Origin of the sequence: Mesorhizobium sp. L-2-11, assembly GCF_016756595.1 — a bacterium.
Taxonomy (GTDB): domain Bacteria; phylum Pseudomonadota; class Alphaproteobacteria; order Rhizobiales; family Rhizobiaceae; genus Mesorhizobium.
This window is the reverse complement of record NZ_AP023257.1, coordinates 5,872,049-5,887,712: the sequence shown is the minus strand read 5'-3', so window position 1 is coordinate 5,887,712 and position 15,664 is coordinate 5,872,049. Positions and strand designations below refer to the sequence as shown.

Below are 15,664 nucleotides of genomic sequence, written 5' to 3'. Positions count from 1 at the left end.
GCAGTGGCGACGATCGGCCGGTCAATGATGCTCTCCTGGACCTCGAGAGCGGAACACCTAGCCTGCCGGCAGAATGGCAAGCGGGAGCAAACGGGAGAATCTTCATGAAGAAACAACTACGACTGGCTGTCACGATGACGGCCGTCTTGTTTTCCACAGGCGTCTCGTTGGCGCAGGACAAGGTCGTCAACGTCTACAACTGGTCTGACTATATCGACAGTTCCATCCTTGAGGATTTCACAAAGGAGACCGGCATCAAGGTCGTCTACGACACCTTCGATTCGAATGAAATTCTCGAAACCAAGCTGCTTACCGGCGGGTCCGGCTATGACGTGGTGGTTCCCGCCGGACCATTCCTGGCCCGCCAGATTCAGGCCGGCGTGTTCCAGAAGCTCGACAAGTCCAAGCTGCCGAACCTCAAGAACATGTGGCCCGAAGTCATGACCCTGCTGGCGAAGTACGATCCCGGCAACGAACATGCCGTCAACTATATGTGGGGCACCACCGGCATCGGCTACAATGTCGACAAGGTGAAAGCCAAGCTCGGCGACGTGCCGATCGATAGCTGGGACGTGCTTCTCAAACCGGAGAATGCGGCCAAACTGGAAAGCTGCGGCGTCAACATCGTCGATGCCCCCGACGAAACCTTCGCCATCGCCATGAACTTTCTCGGCAAGGATGGCGACAGCAAGAAAACAGAGGACCTCGAGGCTGGCGGTGACGTTTACGCGAAGATCCGCGGCTATGTCCGCACCTTCAATTCCTCGGCCTATATCGAAGGTCTCGCCAATGGTGACATCTGCATCACCATCGGCTGGTCGGGCGACATACTGCAAGCGAAGAACCGCGCCGAGGAAGCCAAGAACGGGGTCAAGATCAACTATCTGATCCCGAAGGAAGGCACCTATATGTGGTTCGACAATCTTGCCATTCCGGCGGATGCCAAGCATGTCGATGAGGCGCACGCGTTCATCAATTACCTGATGAAGCCGGAAGTCATCGCCAAGTCATCCAACTATGTGCAAACGGCCAACGGCAATTTGGCCTCCCAGAAATTCCTCGACGAGGCGGTGCTCAAGAACCCCTCCGTCTATCCAACCGAGGAAACGCTCGAAAAGCTGTTCACGATTTATCCCTACGAGCACAAGGAGCAGCGCGTACTCACCCGCCTCTGGACGCGGATCAAGACGGGCAACTGAACGGGATATGGGGCGGACACCGCCCCATATTTCGATCGGCGCTTCGGGGTGAAAATCTGCCGCCGCGCGATAGCAATGCATAGAAGAATAGCGAAGGGGACATGGTGAGACCTCGTGGACCGGTACTGCACAGATCGATGGCCTAGGGCGGATCCGAATGCGGAGCCATCCATGTCGATCACCGGCTTTGCTTCTGATTCAACCTTGGAGGAACAATGCCGGCCTTGGATTTGATCCAGCCCGAATTGGGCGCTTACGTCAGCAGTGTCGCCATGCCGGACGACTTTGCCCGGTTTTGGACGTCGACCATCGCCGAGGCCCGCCAGGCCGACGGTGAGGTCAGCATCGTGCCGGTGCAGACAACGCTCAAGGCGGTGCAGTCCTTCGACGTCACCTTTCCGGGATTTGGCGGTCATCCGATCAAGGGATGGCTGATCTTGCCCACGCACCGCCAGGGGCGCCTGCCCGTCGTCGTCCAGTATATCGGCTATGGCGGCGGCCGCGGCTTGGCACATGAGCAGCTGCATTGGGCGGCGTCAGGGTTTGCATATTTCCGGATGGATACACGTGGGCAGGGAAGCACCTGGAGCGTCGGTGAGACCGCCGATCCGGTCGGCTCGACCTCGTCCATTCCCGGCTTTATGACGCGCGGCGTACTGGATAAGAGTGACTACTATTACCGACGCCTGTTCACCGACAGTGTGCGGGCGATTGATGCGCTCGTAGGGCAGGACTTCATCGATTCCGAACGCATCGCGGTCTGCGGTGACAGTCAGGGCGGCGGTATATCGCTTGCCGTTGGCGGCATAGACCCGCGTGTCAAGGCGGTAATGCCTGACGTGCCATTTCTGTGCGACTTTCCGCGTGCTGTGCAGACTGCCCTGCGCGATCCCTATTTGGAAATCGTCCGTTTTTTGGCGCAGCATCGCGAAAAGAAGGCGAAAGTCTTTGAAACACTCAACTATTTCGACTGCGTCAACTTCGCCCGTCAGTGCAAGGCGGCGGCGCTGTTTTCGGTAGCCCTGATGGATGAGGTCTGCCCGCCCTCTACTGTTTATGGCGCATTCAATGCCTACGCGGGCCATAAGACCATGGTAGAATACGAATTCAACAACCATGAAGGCGGGCAAGGCTACCAAGAGCGCGAACAGATGGCGTGGCTCAGCGGGCTGTTCGGTGTCAGCTGATGTTAAGCGGTCCAGCGCTGGATTGTGGCCGCTGTCCCACGCGTAAAGCTCTGGCTGATTACAGGTTGGCGAAGTTGGTCGCCCCCATCGATGTTGAGACCATCAGCGTTGAGTTTCGTGCATTCAGCTCAACGCGTGGCCGGCCAATCCATAAATCCACGGTCCATTGTCTTCCGGGTTCAGAAACCGGCGGCCCTTAGACCGCGATGCTTTTGGAATGCTTCGTGACCGAGGACCACACTCCGCGAGAAAGTTGCTCGGCTTGGAAAGTCGATGTTGATCGAGGACCGACGTTCGGATCGTCGGGCAACATCTCGGTCAGACTGGATGATGGTTGGCTGATGACGCCGACGGGAACCGGGCTGAAGGCTAAATCCAATCCTTTCGTGACCTTGCCCCGAGAGACGGGAAGGTCCGGGTTGGGGTCATGGGCGTGAATTCGGCCGGGGACCAACGAGCTTCCGCTTAAGGTCGGACTTTGCCGTTTCTGAAGACGCGGAAGCCCTCGATCCCGCTCCCCGCTGCATTCGCAGGACATCCGGTTTTGCGACGTCGCAAATATCAGTCGCGAACCGATTCAAAAGTCGGGAATTTTGCGACAAGGACCGGGTAACGACCCCCACAAGAAAAAGTTTTCGGGCATGTGTCGGGGCGCTTGGCTATCGTTCGTCTTGTTTACCTGACACGGCGGCGAGATTTTGCAGCATGGCGAAGATCGTATTCGGAATGAACCAGTCCCTCGACGGCTATGTCGACCACCAGGAACTACCTGCGCCAAGTTCCGCGCTCTTTCGTCACTGGATAGAGCACGTGCGCGACCTGACCGGCAGTGTGTACGGTCGCCGCATGTACGAGGCCATGCGCGATTGGGACGAAGACCGTCCTGAGTGGAGTACGGAGCAACACGAGTTCGCGGCGGCGTGGCGGCGCCAGCCGAAATGGGTTGTATCGCGCTCGTTGAAGTCGGTCGGTCCCAATGCCACGCTTATCGAGGATGACGTCGAGGTAGTGATACGCAGGCTAAAGGCCAAGCTAACAGGAGAGATTTCCGCTTCCGGACCAGAGTTGGCGCAAAGCCTGACCGAAATGGGTCTGATCGACGAATACCGCCTCTACCTTCACGCCGTGGTGCTTGGTCGTGGCAAGCCCTTCTTCGCCGGCTCTCGGCCACCGCTCCGCCTTGTGGCCAGCGAGCGAATCGGCGGGGAAGTCGTCAGGTTGACCTACGTTCCTGCCTGATTACAGACCACGCCGACCAGGCCCGCTTTGAGGTCGAAAGCTGCCGTTCCTGTGTCGCGCATGGCGGCGCCGCACATCGGCGGCAGCCGCTGACTTCGATGAAGATCACAGCGAAATCGCAGTCCGGATGGTATGCCGGATAGATGATCGCCCCGGACATGATGTCGTGCCCGCGGGGTTCAAACATCAGCGCCTGGCGGATCCAGTCATGATCGCGAACGAATATTTTACGTCGCTCGCCACGCAGTCGAACTCCTGCAGCACCTGCTTCTTGGACAGACCCCGTTCGGAGATAGCCTTGACGGCTGCCGAAGCGCGACCGCCGAAGATCTTCCACACGGACTGGCAGTCGATCAACACCTCGTTGGAGTCATTCATCGCAGTGCTCCTTGCGTTCCCGTGGGCCGGCCTGACGCTGGCTTTCCCTGTTTTCAAAAGATCCGGGCGGGTCGCCGACTTGGACGAACCCACCCTTCGCCAACTAATAGCTCTTGATGTTCTCCCAGCGCTTCAGCAGATCGGCATGGGCTTCGATCCACGCAGCCACGGCCTCGTCCATCGACTTGCCCTCGTTGACAGCGGCGTTGATCGCCGTGATGTCGGCGAGCGGAACGTAGACGCTGGCGATGACTTCGCGGGCGTGTGGGTTCTCCGCAGAGAAACCCTCCTGGCCGATCCAGTAGTAGCTCTGCGGCGGCGGAAAAATGCCCATGGGGTCCTTGAGGAATTTGACGTCGTATTTCTGCATCATCCAGGAGGGCTCCCAGATGGTGACTGCGATCCATTCCTGACGGTCGACGGCCGACTTGAGAGCAGCCGTCATCGCGGCGGTGCTGCCCTCGATGAGCTGTAGCTTGAGATCGTATTCCTTGACCGAGTTGGCTGTGTCGCGCATCAGACCGGAACCCGGCTCGATGCCGACGATCTTGCCGCCGAACTTATCGGCGTTGTCATTCAACTGGTCCATGGAATCAATCGTCACGTATTTCGGCACGGCGACGCCCTGGAAAAGGCCGTGAGAGACCGGAGAGATTTTCTCCAGCCGGCTCTTGTTCTTGTCCCAGTAGTCATGAGCGACGTAGTCGGTCTGCGAAGCGAGGATCTGGACGTCGCCCTTGCTGAGCGCGGCGTAGGCAATGCCCCACTCAGAGAACTCGGTCACCTTCACGGTGTAGCCGGCATCTTCGAGTACCTTTTTGGTGATACCGGTGATGGGGGTGAGGTCCTCCCAGGACATCGTACCCATGGTAATGGTCTTTTCCTGCGCGTGAGCGGGCAACATAGTCATACCGACCATCGCGACAGCGCAGAGCGCTTTCCACAACGTTTTCATTTTACTTACTCCCTGTTTCGTTCCCATTTTCATTCGAAGACTTTGCGGTCGGCTCGGTCTTCACATTGCGCGGCGAGAGCTATCCCTGGCGGCCAGCACGCAATTCCTGCAGCCGGATCACCGTGTTGACGCTGAGCCACGCGAGCGGCTCGGGAGGCAGCCGCGCGGGCTCCGGCTGATCCGAGAATTTGTCGAGCATGTCGGAGCGGGTATCGGTCGCCAGATCGGCGGCCATGACGCCCGCGAGAGTGCTTTTTACGGTCCCAAGACCGTTCTCGCAGCAGGCCGAATAAAGGCCTTCTTCGATCTCGCCGAAGGCGGGCACATGGTTGCGGCTGAGGCAAAGCCGTCCGGCCCAGACGTGTTCGAACGGCACGTCCTTGAGATATGGAAAGCGGGCGTCCAGAGACGCTCGCTGCTCGGCGGCGATTCCAACCAAGCGCTTGTCGCTGACCTGGACGGCCCAGTCGTAGGTGAACCGGGTACGGATCACGATACGCGAGAAGCCGTCGGTGCTGATCTTCCTGACCGTCGCTCCCATCGGATCAGCAGGGAGTAATGCCCACATATCCTTGCCCGTGGACTTGGAAGTGAAGGGGGCAGTCATCGATGCATAGGTGAAGATGTGCATCAGGCGGCCGCGGAAGTAACCGAAATCCTCGACGTGCCCGTTGATGCCCAAGATGACCTTCGGCGCGGTGACGGTGCCACGACGCAATACTGCTTTCCAAGCTCCGCCGTGCCGCTCAAGTTTGAGCACTGGCGAGTGCTCGAATATGTCGACCTTCGACGCCAGCCCCGCGGCGAACCCGCGGATATAGTCAGCGGGCTGGATCATCACCGCGCCCGGCGTATAAAGGCCTCCCAGATAGTAATTTGACCCGGTGATCGCCCGCATCTCTTCCGCATCAAGGAAGCGATGCTTTTCGCCGATTCCTTGCAGCGAGCGACCGTAATTCTCGTTGAGCTTCATGCCGCGATTTGTCGCCGCCGCATTGATTTTGCCCGACCGATCGAAGGTCTCGCGCGACATGTCGTATTCCGCCGCAGCGTCGGCGGCGAAAGATATCGCAAAGCGGTTCTGAGCGATCTCCGCCACCGTCACGGTCTCGCTGGCGACGGAATATTCGCCCGACGACAGATTGTGCGGGACGTCGATCATGTAGCCGGAATTCCGGCCTGAGGTACCTTTGGCGATCTCTCCCGCTTCCAGCACGACGATCTTGTCGCCAGGCCGGAGTTGAGATAACCGGCGCGCAGCAGACAATCCCGCGAAGCCCGCACCGACGATCAGCCAGTCGGCCGACAGGTCGCCGTCGAGCGTCCGGACCGGGAAGCTGCGTGTGCTGATCGCCTCCCAACCCGAGGTTCCGGATTCCGCCGGAAGACGCTTGACGACGATGTCGTTCATCGAACCGTCTCGTCGACCGAACGATCGGAAACGTCGATCCAGATCGTCTTCAGTTCGCAGTAGTTGTCATGCGCGAAGATCGACTTGTCGCGGCCGCCGAAGCCGGATTCCTTGTAGCCGCCGAACGGAGTGGTCGCATCGCCTTCGCCGAAGCAATTGACCGTGACGACGCCCGCCCGGATTTCTCGCGACAGCTTGATCGCCTTGCGAAGGCTTCCCGTGTAAACAGACGCGGTTAGGCCGTAGTTGGTGTCATTGGCGAGAGCTATCGCCTCGGCAAGCGAATTGAACGTCGTGACCGAAAGGATCGGTCCGAAAATCTCTTCCTGAAAGAGGCGACTCGAAGGCGTAACACCGTCAACGACGGTCGGCTCGATGTAGATACCCTTGTGCGTGTCGCCGCCATGGGCGACGGCGAGCTTTTCGGTCTTCACGTCGTTGAGGAAGGATTTCACCTTCTCGAAGTGGCTCTTGCTGACAAGCGCGCCAATGCGATTTTCCGGGTCGAGCGGATCGCCCGTCTTCCACTCGCGCATGTAGGCGCCGATGCGCTCGAGCAACTCATCCTTGACCTTGGCATGGACGATGAGCCGCGAAGTCGCCGAGCAGTTCTCGCCCATGTTCCAGAAAGCGCCGTTGACGACCTGTTCGGCTACCAGGTCGAGGTCTTCGGCATCCTCGAGAACCACTGCCGGATTTTTGCCCCCGCATTCAAGGACGACGCGCTTGAGATTGGAATCCGCTGCGTAGCGCAGGAAACGGCGACCTGTCGGCGTCGATCCGGTGAACGCCACCATATCGACGCCCATGTGCATGCCGATCGGTTCGCCGACATCCTTGCCGCCGCCCGTGACAACATTGAAGACGCCCGCCGGGATACCCGCCTCATGGGCCAGCTCGGCTACACGGAGCGTGGTCAGGGTCGTCTCCTGCGCAGGCTTCACGATGACCGAGCAACCCGCTGCAAGCGCCGGTCCTATTTTCCAGGCCAGCATCAGGAGCGGAAAGTTCCACGGCAGAACGCAGCCTACGACGCCGACCGGTTCGCGCACGACCATCGTCAGCGCGTTTGAACCCACAGGAGCGGTATTGTCATAGAGCTTGTCGATCAGCTCGGCATGCCAACGGAGCGTGTGGATCGTATCGGGAACATCGACGGTCTGGCATTCGCGGATCGGCTTGCCGCTGTCGAGGGTCTCCATGACCGCGAGTTCGTGGCGGTTTCGCTCGAGAAGCTTCGCGAAGTTGAGGAGTACGGCCTTGCGCTCGCCAGGCGACCGGAGGTGCCAGCGGCCGTCATCGAACGCGTCCCTGGCCTTGGCCACGGCGAAATCGACATCGCTGGAGTCGCACGCGGCGATCTCGGCAAGCGTCTCGCCCGTAGCTGGATTAGTGGTCTTGAATGTCTTGCCGGAATTGGCCGGACGGAATGCCCCGTCAATGAAGGCAATGGTCGGGAATTGAATATCTTCGGCTATCGCCTTGTATTCGGCGGCGGTCAAAGGCTCATGCATAATTCGCTCCCGACGTGATCCGGGCGACCGTGCGCTTCAAGGTGGCGACGACGGTCTGGAGAGTTCGCTTTTCTTCTGAATTGAGCGGGCGCAGCGGGGCCCGCACCGTGCCTACTTTCAGCCCAATCAGCTCACAGCCATACTTGATCGACTGAACGAACTTGCCGCACTCGAGGAAATCCATGAGGGGCAGCATCGCGGTCATGATGGCGCGGCCCTTGTCGAAGTTCTTTTCGAGCACGCAGGCGTCGTAGAGAGCGACATGTTCGCGCGGCAGAAAGTTGGAGCCGGCGCAGACCCAACTTTTCGCACCCCATGCAAAGAATTCGAGTGCCTGGTCGTCCCAGCCGCAGGAGAGCGAAATATGGGGGAACTTCCGGGCAAGCCGGTGGAGGTTGCCCATGTCGCCGGAGCTCTCCTTGATGGCCACGACGTTCCTGGACTTGCCCACGCGGGAGAAATAGTCCTCTCCCATCATCACGCCCATACGAGCGGGATAGTTGTAGAGCATGATCGGAAGGCTCGCCGCGCGGTCGACCGCAAGGGCGTGAACCGCATTCTCGCGCTCGGTCGGTAAGGCGTAGGGTGGCGACGATACGAGGATGGCATCGGCACCGATCTCCTTCGCCGCCTTGGCATATTCGATCGAGTCTTCGGTCCTGGTAGCGCCCGTTCCAACGATGAGCGGAAGCCGGGTGCCAATCACCTCCTTGGCATAGGCGGCGAGATCGAAGCGCTCCTGGGTGCTCTGGGCGTAGTATTCACCCGTCGACCCGCCGACGATGATGCCGTGCACCTTGGCCTCGATGAGCGACTCAAGAACGTCCGCGAAAGCGGCGTTGTCGATCTGCCCGGCCGGGTCGAGCGGCGTCACCGCCGGCGTGTAGATGCCCTCAAATCTCAAGACAATTCTCCATCGGTGGAGTGGTCGTTTCGACCAAGGCGTCGTTCGGCCAAACGACGGCCCTCTGCGAACTCTCCTTGAGAATTCACAGCACCCGGAACCGGTTGGTCGCGTTTGATGGTGCAGAATATCGCACGTCGGCGCGCCGGAGTCAACAAATTGTATTTATTACGTACACAATAATTATATTTTGATAATACAATGCCATATAGAAAGCTGTGAAGCGACGCATCCTCCGGGGCAGCAAATGCGACAACAGCGTGTCGCCGGCCAAGCCACACAGCGCGACCAGAGCCGCTCGCAACCGAGCGCCGGTGACAGACAGAGCTGAAAGGGAGGCACCGCCTTATGGCGCGACTGGTTTATACGCCCACCAAGGCAGTCTCGGCAGGCAAGGCTGCCGCACCGGACCAGCCGGCCAGATGAGTTGTGGCGCGGCAGAGAGACGATCGATCTGATGATCACACAATGCTGTCAGGAATCGCCAACCAGAGCATCCGCCTTCAAGCCCTGGGGCGCGATGAACATCTCCATGTTCTCGCGAGATAACTCCCAATGCTCGAACACCAGGTCGACGACGGCGCCCTCATCATGATCGCTAATGGCCGAGATAAAGCCATCATGGTGTTCGACTGCAATTTTGAGGCGCTTGCGCATGTCATCGTTGCGCGGGCGGAAGAAAGTGTGACCGATGCGGGCATGGTCGATCAGCAACCTGCCAAGGCTGGGTTGAAGGTAGGCATTTCCGGACATCTCGCCGATTATCTCGTGGAACCTGTTGTTCTCGACCACCATGGCAAGTGCGTCGCCCGACTGGCTCGCAGCACGGAAACGCGCCTGTGTGTCCTTTAGGTCTGACATCTGCGAAGATTTGAAATTCTGAACCGCAAGCCGGCCGATGGCGGCGTAGACCATAGGCGCTACCAAGAAGAATTGCCGAAGCGTCGAGTGGTTCATTGGAACAACCCGAGCGCCTCTGTTCGCGCGAATTTCGATGTAGCCTTCGCCCTCCAAGCGGCGGAATATTTCCCTAACCGGAGTCCGCGACAGGCCGTAGCGTTCGCTTAGCGCCACCTCATCTAAATCCTCGTCAGGATCGAGTTCCATCGTCAGGATGCGACGCTTGAGATCGTCGTAGAGATTGCCCTTGCTTCCTTTCATCGCACACCTTCTGAACGCTTCTTCGAGTCAATGAAACTTAGCATTCCGCCAAGAATCGCATGCGCTAGTGAGCGAGTCAACGGATTGTATTTTGTTGGTACACATGTATAGACCCCGGTGATCGATGGCTCACCCGTCAGAGGAACGCAGCCGAACCCCTCCGAATGCGAATCGAACAAAACCCACGGACAGCGCGGAAAAGGAATGGCCAAGAAGTTTGCGTTTCTCCTAGTTCGCGACTTCACCCTGTCGCCGCTCTCGCTTTTCATCGACACGCTGCGCCTGGCGGGCGACGAAGGCGATCGCAGCCGCAGGGTGGAATTCGACTGGCAGATCGTCGGCGAACGCGGCCTGCCGGTCAGGGCGAGCTGTGGTGTCGAATTGCTGCCGACAAAGGCGATCGGCAATCCGGAGGCCTTCGACAATGTTGTGGTGGTTGGAGGCCTGCTCGACACGAACCGGGGCCTGAGTTCGGATAAAGAGGCATTCCTTTTGCGGGCCGCCGAGAAGGGCGTGCCCCTGACCGCGCTTTGCACGGGGAGCTTCGTGCTCGCGCGCTACGGATTGTTGGACGGCTACAGCGCCGCCGTAAGCTGGTTTCACATCAAGGACTTTCGTACCGAGTTCCCTGATGTGAACGCCCATGCGGATAGTCTTTTTTCGGTCGACCGTAGCCGCGCGACATGCGCTGGCGGCACGGGAGCGGCAGACCTCGCCGGCTATTTCGTATCGCAATTCATCGGCCAGAAGGCGGCGGAAAAAGCCGCCAAGATTCTTGTTCTCGATCGAATCCGAAACATCTGGGACGTGCAGCCGGTCGGGGATCTGTTTCCCGAAGCGTCGAGCCGCGCGGTGAAGCGGGCCTTGCTGTTGATGGAGAGCAATCTCCAGGAAAAGGTGTCGGTTACAGAAATCGCGAGCCGGTTGAATTGCTCGAGGCGCCAGTTGGAGCGTCTTTTCGGGACGGAGTTGGGCATCAGCCCGATGGCCGCCTATCTGGCGCTACGGGTGCATTATGCAAAATCCCTGCTGGAAGGCAGCGACCTGCAGATTGGCGAAATCGCGTACCGATGCGGCTTCGAAAATGCCGGGCATTTCAGCCGGGTGTTCCGTCAGCACACCGGTATCACGCCTACCCACCTCAGGCATCCGAGCCGCTCGGTCCGCAATCCCGCCAAAGAATGATCAACAAGCAGCTAGGGGGCAATGTAGCCCCGGGTGCGCAATTTGGGAAATCGTGGCTCTCCGCTTGTCGCAAACTCGCCCTTGTGCCTCGGCACCAGCGATGCCCGCTTTTGGTGTGCAAACGGATCGTTGGAACGACTGAAATGCGGCGCTGAGCTGCCATTCAACTCACGCACTGACGAAGGCAGCTTCGGGTCATGGTCATGAATTTCAGCCGGGGCGAACGAGCTTCCGCTTAAGGTCGGACTTTGCCGTTTCTGAAGACGCAGAAGCCCTCGATCCCGCTCCCCGCTGCATCGGCTACGAATGACCGGTCACGAGATAGGCCAATAGGTAACATAGTGGCCAAAAAGGCAAAACTATTTGGCAATCGACGGCCAGCGTCAGACGGCCGCCGCCCTTATTCACTGCAGTGCGAATTCCGCCGCGTTGTTTGCGAATGCGCTGGCGCCGTGGTCGGCACGGCCGACCATTTGCCGCAACCCGGCGAAAAGCTCGCGGCCGAAGCCGAACTCATTGCCGGCAAGATCGCTGTCCGCCGCCCGCCGCAGCGCGAAGTCGCCTGCCGGCACCAGCACTTCCAGCGTCCCGGTGTCGGCGTCGAGCCTGATGATGTCGCCGTCATGGATCCTGGCGATCGGCCCGCCCTCGACTGCCTCCGGCGTCACATGGATCGCCGCCGGCACCTTGCCGCTGGCGCCCGACATGCGCCCGTCGGTGACCAGCGCCACATGCTGGCCGCGATCCTGCAGCACGCCGAGCACGGTGGTCAGCTTGTGCAGTTCCGGCATGCCGTTGGCTTTCGGGCCCTGAAAGCGGATGACGGCGATGAAATCGCCGGTCAACGTGCCGGCCTTGAACGCCTCATTGAGCCCTTGCTGGCTATCGAAAACCTTGGCCGGCGCCTCGATAATGCGCCGCTCCGGTTTGACCGCCGATGTCTTGATGACGGCGTGGCCGAGATTGCCGGACAGCATTTTCAGCCCGCCCGTCGGCTGGAACGCCTTCTTGAACGGCGCCAGCACCTTCTCGTCGCCGCTTTCGCGGGGCGAGGCCTCGCGCACCACGCCGCCATCGGCGCCGAGCCTGGCCTCGACCGCATAAGGCCTTAAGCCTTCGCCCCAAACCGTCTGGACGTCCTCGTGCAGGATTCCCTCGTCGAGCAGTTCGCGGATCAGGAAGCCGAGCCCGCCGGCGGCGTGGAAATGGTTCACGTCGGCAAGGCCGTTCGGGTAGACCCGGGCCAGCAGCGGTACGGCTTCCGAAAGATCCGAAATATCCTGCCAGCTGATGGCGATGCCGGCCGCGGCCGCCATGGCGATCAGGTGGATGGTGTGATTGGTCGATCCGCCGGTGGCGTGCAGGCCGACGATGCCGTTGACGATCGAGCGCTCGTCGATCATCCGGCCGACCGGCGTGTAGGCGTTGCCGAGCGCGGTGATCGCCAGCGCCCGCTTCGTCGCCTCCCGCGTCAGCGCGTCACGCAACGGCGTGCCGGGGTTGACGAAGGAGGCGCCCGGCGTGTGCAGGCCCATGATCTCCATCAGCATCTGGTTGGAGTTCGCCGTGCCGTAGAAGGTGCAGGTCCCCGGCCCGTGATAGGATTTGGACTCGGCCTCGAGCAGCTCGGCCCGTCCTGCCTTGCCTTCGGCATAGAGCTGGCGGACCTTGGCTTTCTCGTCGTTGGGCAGGCCTGTCGTCATCGGCCCGGCCGGGATGAATACCGCCGGCAGATGGCCGAAGGTCAGCGCCGCGATCACCAGCCCCGGCACGATCTTGTCGCAGACGCCGAGATAGACGGCGGCGTCGAACATGTTGTGCGACAGGCCAATCGCCGCCGCCATGGCGATCACGTCGCGCGAGAACAGCGACAGCTCCATGCCGGGCTGGCCCTGGGTGACGCCGTCGCACATCGCCGGCACGCCGCCGGCGACCTGGGCAATGCCGCCGGCCTCGCGCGCCGCGTCCTTGATCAGCGCCGGAAACGTCTCGAAGGGCTGATGCGCCGACAGCATGTCGTTATAGGAGGTGATGATGCCGAGGTTCGGCACGCGGTCGCCGCCAAGCGCCAGCTTTTCCGAAGGGCTGCACACGGCAAATCCGTGGGCGAGGTTGCCGCAGGACAGCACGGCCCGGTTGGCGGTGCGGCTCGAGGCCTCGGCGATGCGGCCGAGATAGGCCTCACGCCCCGGTCTGGAGCGTTGGCGGATGCGCTCGGTGATGGCTTCGATGTCGCGTCTTGCGGTCATGGCGTCGGTCCTTTCAGGCGAGGTCCCGCAAACACCGTTCGGCTGTCCGCCGGGCCTCGGCAGGTTGAAATCAGGGTGCCCAGAAAACCTCTACGGGCCTTTTGGCTGCGTCCAGCACGGCGCGAATGGGCTTTCGCGTTTCCGATGCCATCGCGCTTTCGAATGCCTTGCGCTTGTCCTCGCCCTCGATGTGCAGCGCGACGAAGCCGGCGCTGACGATCCGCGCCAGCGACAGCGTCAGCCGCGGCTCGCCGGCGCTTGCTGCATGAACCGGGAGCACGACCATTTCCGACGACGGGTCGAGCAGTGTTTCCAGATTGTCGGCGTCAGGAAAAAACGACGCGGTATGGCCATCCGCTCCCATGCCAAGCACGGCCACGTCGAGCGGCCAGGGCAGCGACCGCAACATCCTGCTGTCGGCCTCCGACATATCCTCGATGCTTTCAGCCTCCTGGTAGAGCGGCACGAAACGTGCGGCTGCGGCGGCGTGTTGCAAAAGATTGGCGGCGACCAGCCCGGCGTTGGAGCGCGGCGAAGACGCCGGCACGCAACGCTCATCGACCAGCGTCACCGTGACCTTGTTCCAGGCGATCGGGATATTCGAAAGCGATGCGAAGAAATTCGCCGGCGTCGTGCCGCCGGAAACGGCGAGCAATGCCGTGCCGCGCTCAGCGATCGCATTGGTCAGGCGGCCTGCGACGTGGCCGGCAAGTGCAGCCGCCAGGTCCTGGCGTTCGGCAAATGCGTGCCAGCTGTAAGCGGCGCCGTTCAATTGCTCTCGTGCCATGTCCGCCCGTCGCGTTCGATCAGCGCAATCGAGGCGGAGGGGCCCCATGTGCCGGCGGTATAGCCCTGCGCCTCCTGCCTGGCGCCTTCCCATGCGTCCTGAATCGGGTCGATCCATTTCCACGCCGCCTCGACCTCGTCGCGGCGCATGAACAGCGTCTGGTTGCCACGGATGACGTCCATGATCAGTCGCTCATAGGCGTCGGGGGCGCGGCCGTCGAAAGATTGCGCGAAGCTCATATCGAGCGGGATCTGGCGCAGCCGCATGCCGCCAGGCCCCGGATCCTTGATCATGATGAACTGCTTGACGCCTTCGTCGGGCTGCAGCCTGATGACCAGCTGGTTGGCGGAGATCGGCCCGGCGCTGTCGCCGAAGATCGAGTGCGGGATCGGCTTGAATTCGATGACGATCTCCGAAACGCGTGTCGCCAGCCGCTTGCCCGTCCTGAGATAGAACGGCACGCCCGCCCAGCGCCAGTTGCCGATTTCGGCCTTGAGCGCGACGAAGGTCTCGGTGTTGCTGTTCTTGCCGAGCTCCTCGACATAGCCTTTCACCGGCCCGCCGGCCGAGGCTCCGGCACGGTACTGGCCGCGCACCGTGTGCTTGGGCGCTTCATTGCCGTTGATGCGTTTCAGCGCGCGCAGAACCTTCAGCTTTTCGTCGCGCACGGCGTCGGCGTCCATCGACGACGGCGCCTCCATGGCGACGAGGCAGAGAAGCTGCAGCATGTGGTTCTGCACCATGTCGCGCAGCGCGCCAGCCTTGTCGTAATAGGTGACGCGGTCTTCGAGGCCGACGGTCTCGGCCACGGTGATCTGCACATGATCGACATTGGCGGAATTCCACAGCGGCTCGTAGAGCGCATTGGCAAAGCGCAGCGCCATCAGGTTCTGCACCGTTTCCTTGCCGAGATAGTGATCGATGCGGAAAATCTGGCTTTCATGGAAATCGTCGCCGACCAGATCGTTGAGCTGGCGCGCCGAGGCGAGATCGCGCCCGATCGGCTTCTCCAGCACGATGCGCGAGTTCGGCGTGATCAGCCCGTTCTCTTTCAGCTTGTGTGAGATGTCGCCGAACAGCGCCGGCGCAACCGCCAGATAGAAGGCGCGGATGCATTCGCTGTCGCCGATCGCCGTCTTCAATTGGTCGAAGCCGGCGCCGGTCGTCGCGTCGGCGGAGACGTAGGAAAGCCGGGCAAGGAACGTCTCCAACTCCGCGGCGTCGATATCGGCCGGGTTCACATGGTCGGAAATCGCCTGCTTGGCGAAGGCCTGGAATTCCCCGTCGGTCATCTTCGAGCGCGACGTGCCGATGATGCGCGTCGGTTCGGAAAACTGATGGCCGCGCTGGCGATGATAGAGTGACGGCAAAAGCTTGCGTTCCGACAGATCGCCGGTGCCGCCGAAAATAATGAAGTCGAAAGGGTCGACGGGAATGATCTGGCTGGTCATGGTCTGTCCGCTCTGACGCCGCTCGCTGTGTGGCGGTGGATATA

The 15,664-nt window shown here is 60.8% G+C and carries 13 protein-coding genes and 2 pseudogenes; 5 read left to right on the top strand and 10 right to left on the bottom strand.

What is annotated here, in order from left to right:
- Positions 1-104: 104 nt before the first annotated feature.
- The 4 genes and pseudogenes from JG739_RS28040 to JG739_RS28025 all read left to right on the top strand — a co-directional run bounded on the left by JG739_RS28040 (position 105) and on the right by JG739_RS28025 (position 3,625).
- Positions 105-1,199, top strand: a complete 1,095-nt coding sequence (locus JG739_RS28040; RefSeq protein ID WP_202364352.1) for a polyamine ABC transporter substrate-binding protein — start codon at positions 105-107, stop codon at positions 1,197-1,199.
- 215 nt (positions 1,200-1,414) lie between these two features.
- Positions 1,415-2,386 (top strand): acetylxylan esterase, encoded by a 972-nt coding sequence (locus tag JG739_RS28035; RefSeq protein WP_202364351.1) that lies wholly within the window; start codon positions 1,415-1,417, stop codon positions 2,384-2,386.
- A gap of 273 nt (positions 2,387-2,659) precedes the next feature.
- Positions 2,660-2,751, top strand: a pseudogene (locus JG739_RS35595) (aldolase); the annotation flags it as partial.
- A gap of 340 nt (positions 2,752-3,091) precedes the next feature.
- Positions 3,092-3,625 (top strand): dihydrofolate reductase family protein, encoded by a 534-nt coding sequence (locus tag JG739_RS28025; protein WP_202364350.1) that lies wholly within the window; start codon positions 3,092-3,094, stop codon positions 3,623-3,625.
- A 14-nt stretch (positions 3,626-3,639) separates the two neighbouring features.
- On the opposite strand, the pseudogene JG739_RS35590 reads toward JG739_RS28025, so the two are convergent.
- From JG739_RS35590 to JG739_RS27995, 7 genes and pseudogenes are all read right to left on the bottom strand, one after another.
- Positions 3,640-3,872, bottom strand: a pseudogene (locus JG739_RS35590) (proline racemase family protein); the annotation flags it as partial.
- On the bottom strand, positions 3,812-4,003 hold the full coding sequence (locus JG739_RS35585) for a hypothetical protein (RefSeq protein WP_446720581.1): 192 nt from the start codon (positions 4,001-4,003) through the stop codon (positions 3,812-3,814). The pseudogene JG739_RS35590 and the gene JG739_RS35585, both read right to left, overlap by 61 nt.
- A 103-nt stretch (positions 4,004-4,106) precedes the next feature.
- The gene (locus tag JG739_RS28015; protein WP_202367677.1) at positions 4,107-4,958 is read right to left on the bottom strand and encodes a glycine betaine ABC transporter substrate-binding protein; all 852 of its coding nucleotides are present in this window, start codon (positions 4,956-4,958) and stop codon (positions 4,107-4,109) included.
- A 79-nt stretch (positions 4,959-5,037) separates the two neighbouring features.
- The gene (locus tag JG739_RS28010) at positions 5,038-6,369 is read right to left on the bottom strand and encodes an NAD(P)/FAD-dependent oxidoreductase (RefSeq protein WP_202364349.1); all 1,332 of its coding nucleotides are present in this window, start codon (positions 6,367-6,369) and stop codon (positions 5,038-5,040) included.
- The gene (locus JG739_RS28005) at positions 6,366-7,883 is read right to left on the bottom strand and encodes an aldehyde dehydrogenase (RefSeq protein ID WP_202364348.1); all 1,518 of its coding nucleotides are present in this window, start codon (positions 7,881-7,883) and stop codon (positions 6,366-6,368) included. The genes JG739_RS28010 and JG739_RS28005 overlap by 4 nt, the downstream gene beginning before the upstream one ends.
- On the bottom strand, positions 7,876-8,787 hold the full coding sequence (locus tag JG739_RS28000) for a dihydrodipicolinate synthase family protein (protein WP_202364347.1): 912 nt from the start codon (positions 8,785-8,787) through the stop codon (positions 7,876-7,878). Before JG739_RS28000 ends, JG739_RS28005 begins: the two co-directional genes overlap by 8 nt.
- 474 nt (positions 8,788-9,261) lie before the next feature.
- Positions 9,262-9,948 carry a GntR family transcriptional regulator gene (locus tag JG739_RS27995; protein ID WP_202364346.1) on the bottom strand — a complete coding sequence of 229 codons (687 nt, stop codon included), beginning with the start codon at positions 9,946-9,948 and terminating at the stop codon, positions 9,262-9,264.
- 117 nt (positions 9,949-10,065) lie between these two features.
- Here JG739_RS27995 and JG739_RS27990 point away from each other — a divergent pair, with 117 nt between their 5' ends.
- Positions 10,066-11,133 carry a GlxA family transcriptional regulator gene (locus JG739_RS27990; protein ID WP_244749598.1) on the top strand — a complete coding sequence of 356 codons (1,068 nt, stop codon included), beginning with the start codon at positions 10,066-10,068 and terminating at the stop codon, positions 11,131-11,133.
- Between the two features lie 404 nt (positions 11,134-11,537).
- On the opposite strand, the gene edd is transcribed toward JG739_RS27990, so the two are convergent.
- The 3 genes from edd to zwf form a co-directional block, all read right to left on the bottom strand.
- Entirely contained in the window at positions 11,538-13,382 is a 1,845-nt protein-coding gene (gene edd, locus JG739_RS27985) for a phosphogluconate dehydratase (protein WP_202364345.1), read from the bottom strand.
- Between the two features lie 70 nt (positions 13,383-13,452).
- A complete protein-coding gene (pgl, locus tag JG739_RS27980; RefSeq protein ID WP_202364344.1) occupies positions 13,453-14,169 on the bottom strand; it encodes a 6-phosphogluconolactonase in 717 nt (238 codons plus the stop codon).
- Complete coding sequence (gene zwf / locus JG739_RS27975) at positions 14,151-15,620, bottom strand: glucose-6-phosphate dehydrogenase (protein ID WP_202364343.1); 1,470 nt, start codon at positions 15,618-15,620, stop codon at positions 14,151-14,153. The genes pgl and zwf overlap by 19 nt, the downstream gene beginning before the upstream one ends.
- Positions 15,621-15,664 lie beyond the last annotated feature (44 nt).

What these genes read in the sequence shown, in the direction of transcription:
- JG739_RS27995 (WP_202364346.1), bottom strand. Translation starts at nt 9,948, where the DNA reads ATGAAAGGAAGCAAGGGCAATCTCTACGACGATCTCAAGCGTCGCATC.
- zwf (WP_202364343.1), bottom strand. Translation starts at nt 15,620, where the DNA reads ATGACCAGCCAGATCATTCCCGTCGACCCTTTCGACTTCATTATTTTC.
- JG739_RS28015 (WP_202367677.1), bottom strand. Translation starts at nt 4,958, where the DNA reads ATGAAAACGTTGTGGAAAGCGCTCTGCGCTGTCGCGATGGTCGGTATG.
- JG739_RS35585 (WP_446720581.1), bottom strand. Translation starts at nt 4,003, where the DNA reads ATGAATGACTCCAACGAGGTGTTGATCGACTGCCAGTCCGTGTGGAAG.
- edd (WP_202364345.1), bottom strand. Translation starts at nt 13,382, where the DNA reads ATGACCGCAAGACGCGACATCGAAGCCATCACCGAGCGCATCCGCCAA.
- JG739_RS28010 (WP_202364349.1), bottom strand. Translation starts at nt 6,369, where the DNA reads ATGAACGACATCGTCGTCAAGCGTCTTCCGGCGGAATCCGGAACCTCG.
- JG739_RS28040 (WP_202364352.1), top strand. Translation starts at nt 105, where the DNA reads ATGAAGAAACAACTACGACTGGCTGTCACGATGACGGCCGTCTTGTTT.
- JG739_RS28025 (WP_202364350.1), top strand. Translation starts at nt 3,092, where the DNA reads ATGGCGAAGATCGTATTCGGAATGAACCAGTCCCTCGACGGCTATGTC.
- pgl (WP_202364344.1), bottom strand. Translation starts at nt 14,169, where the DNA reads ATGGCACGAGAGCAATTGAACGGCGCCGCTTACAGCTGGCACGCATTT.
- JG739_RS28005 (WP_202364348.1), bottom strand. Translation starts at nt 7,883, where the DNA reads ATGCATGAGCCTTTGACCGCCGCCGAATACAAGGCGATAGCCGAAGAT.
- JG739_RS28035 (WP_202364351.1), top strand. Translation starts at nt 1,415, where the DNA reads ATGCCGGCCTTGGATTTGATCCAGCCCGAATTGGGCGCTTACGTCAGC.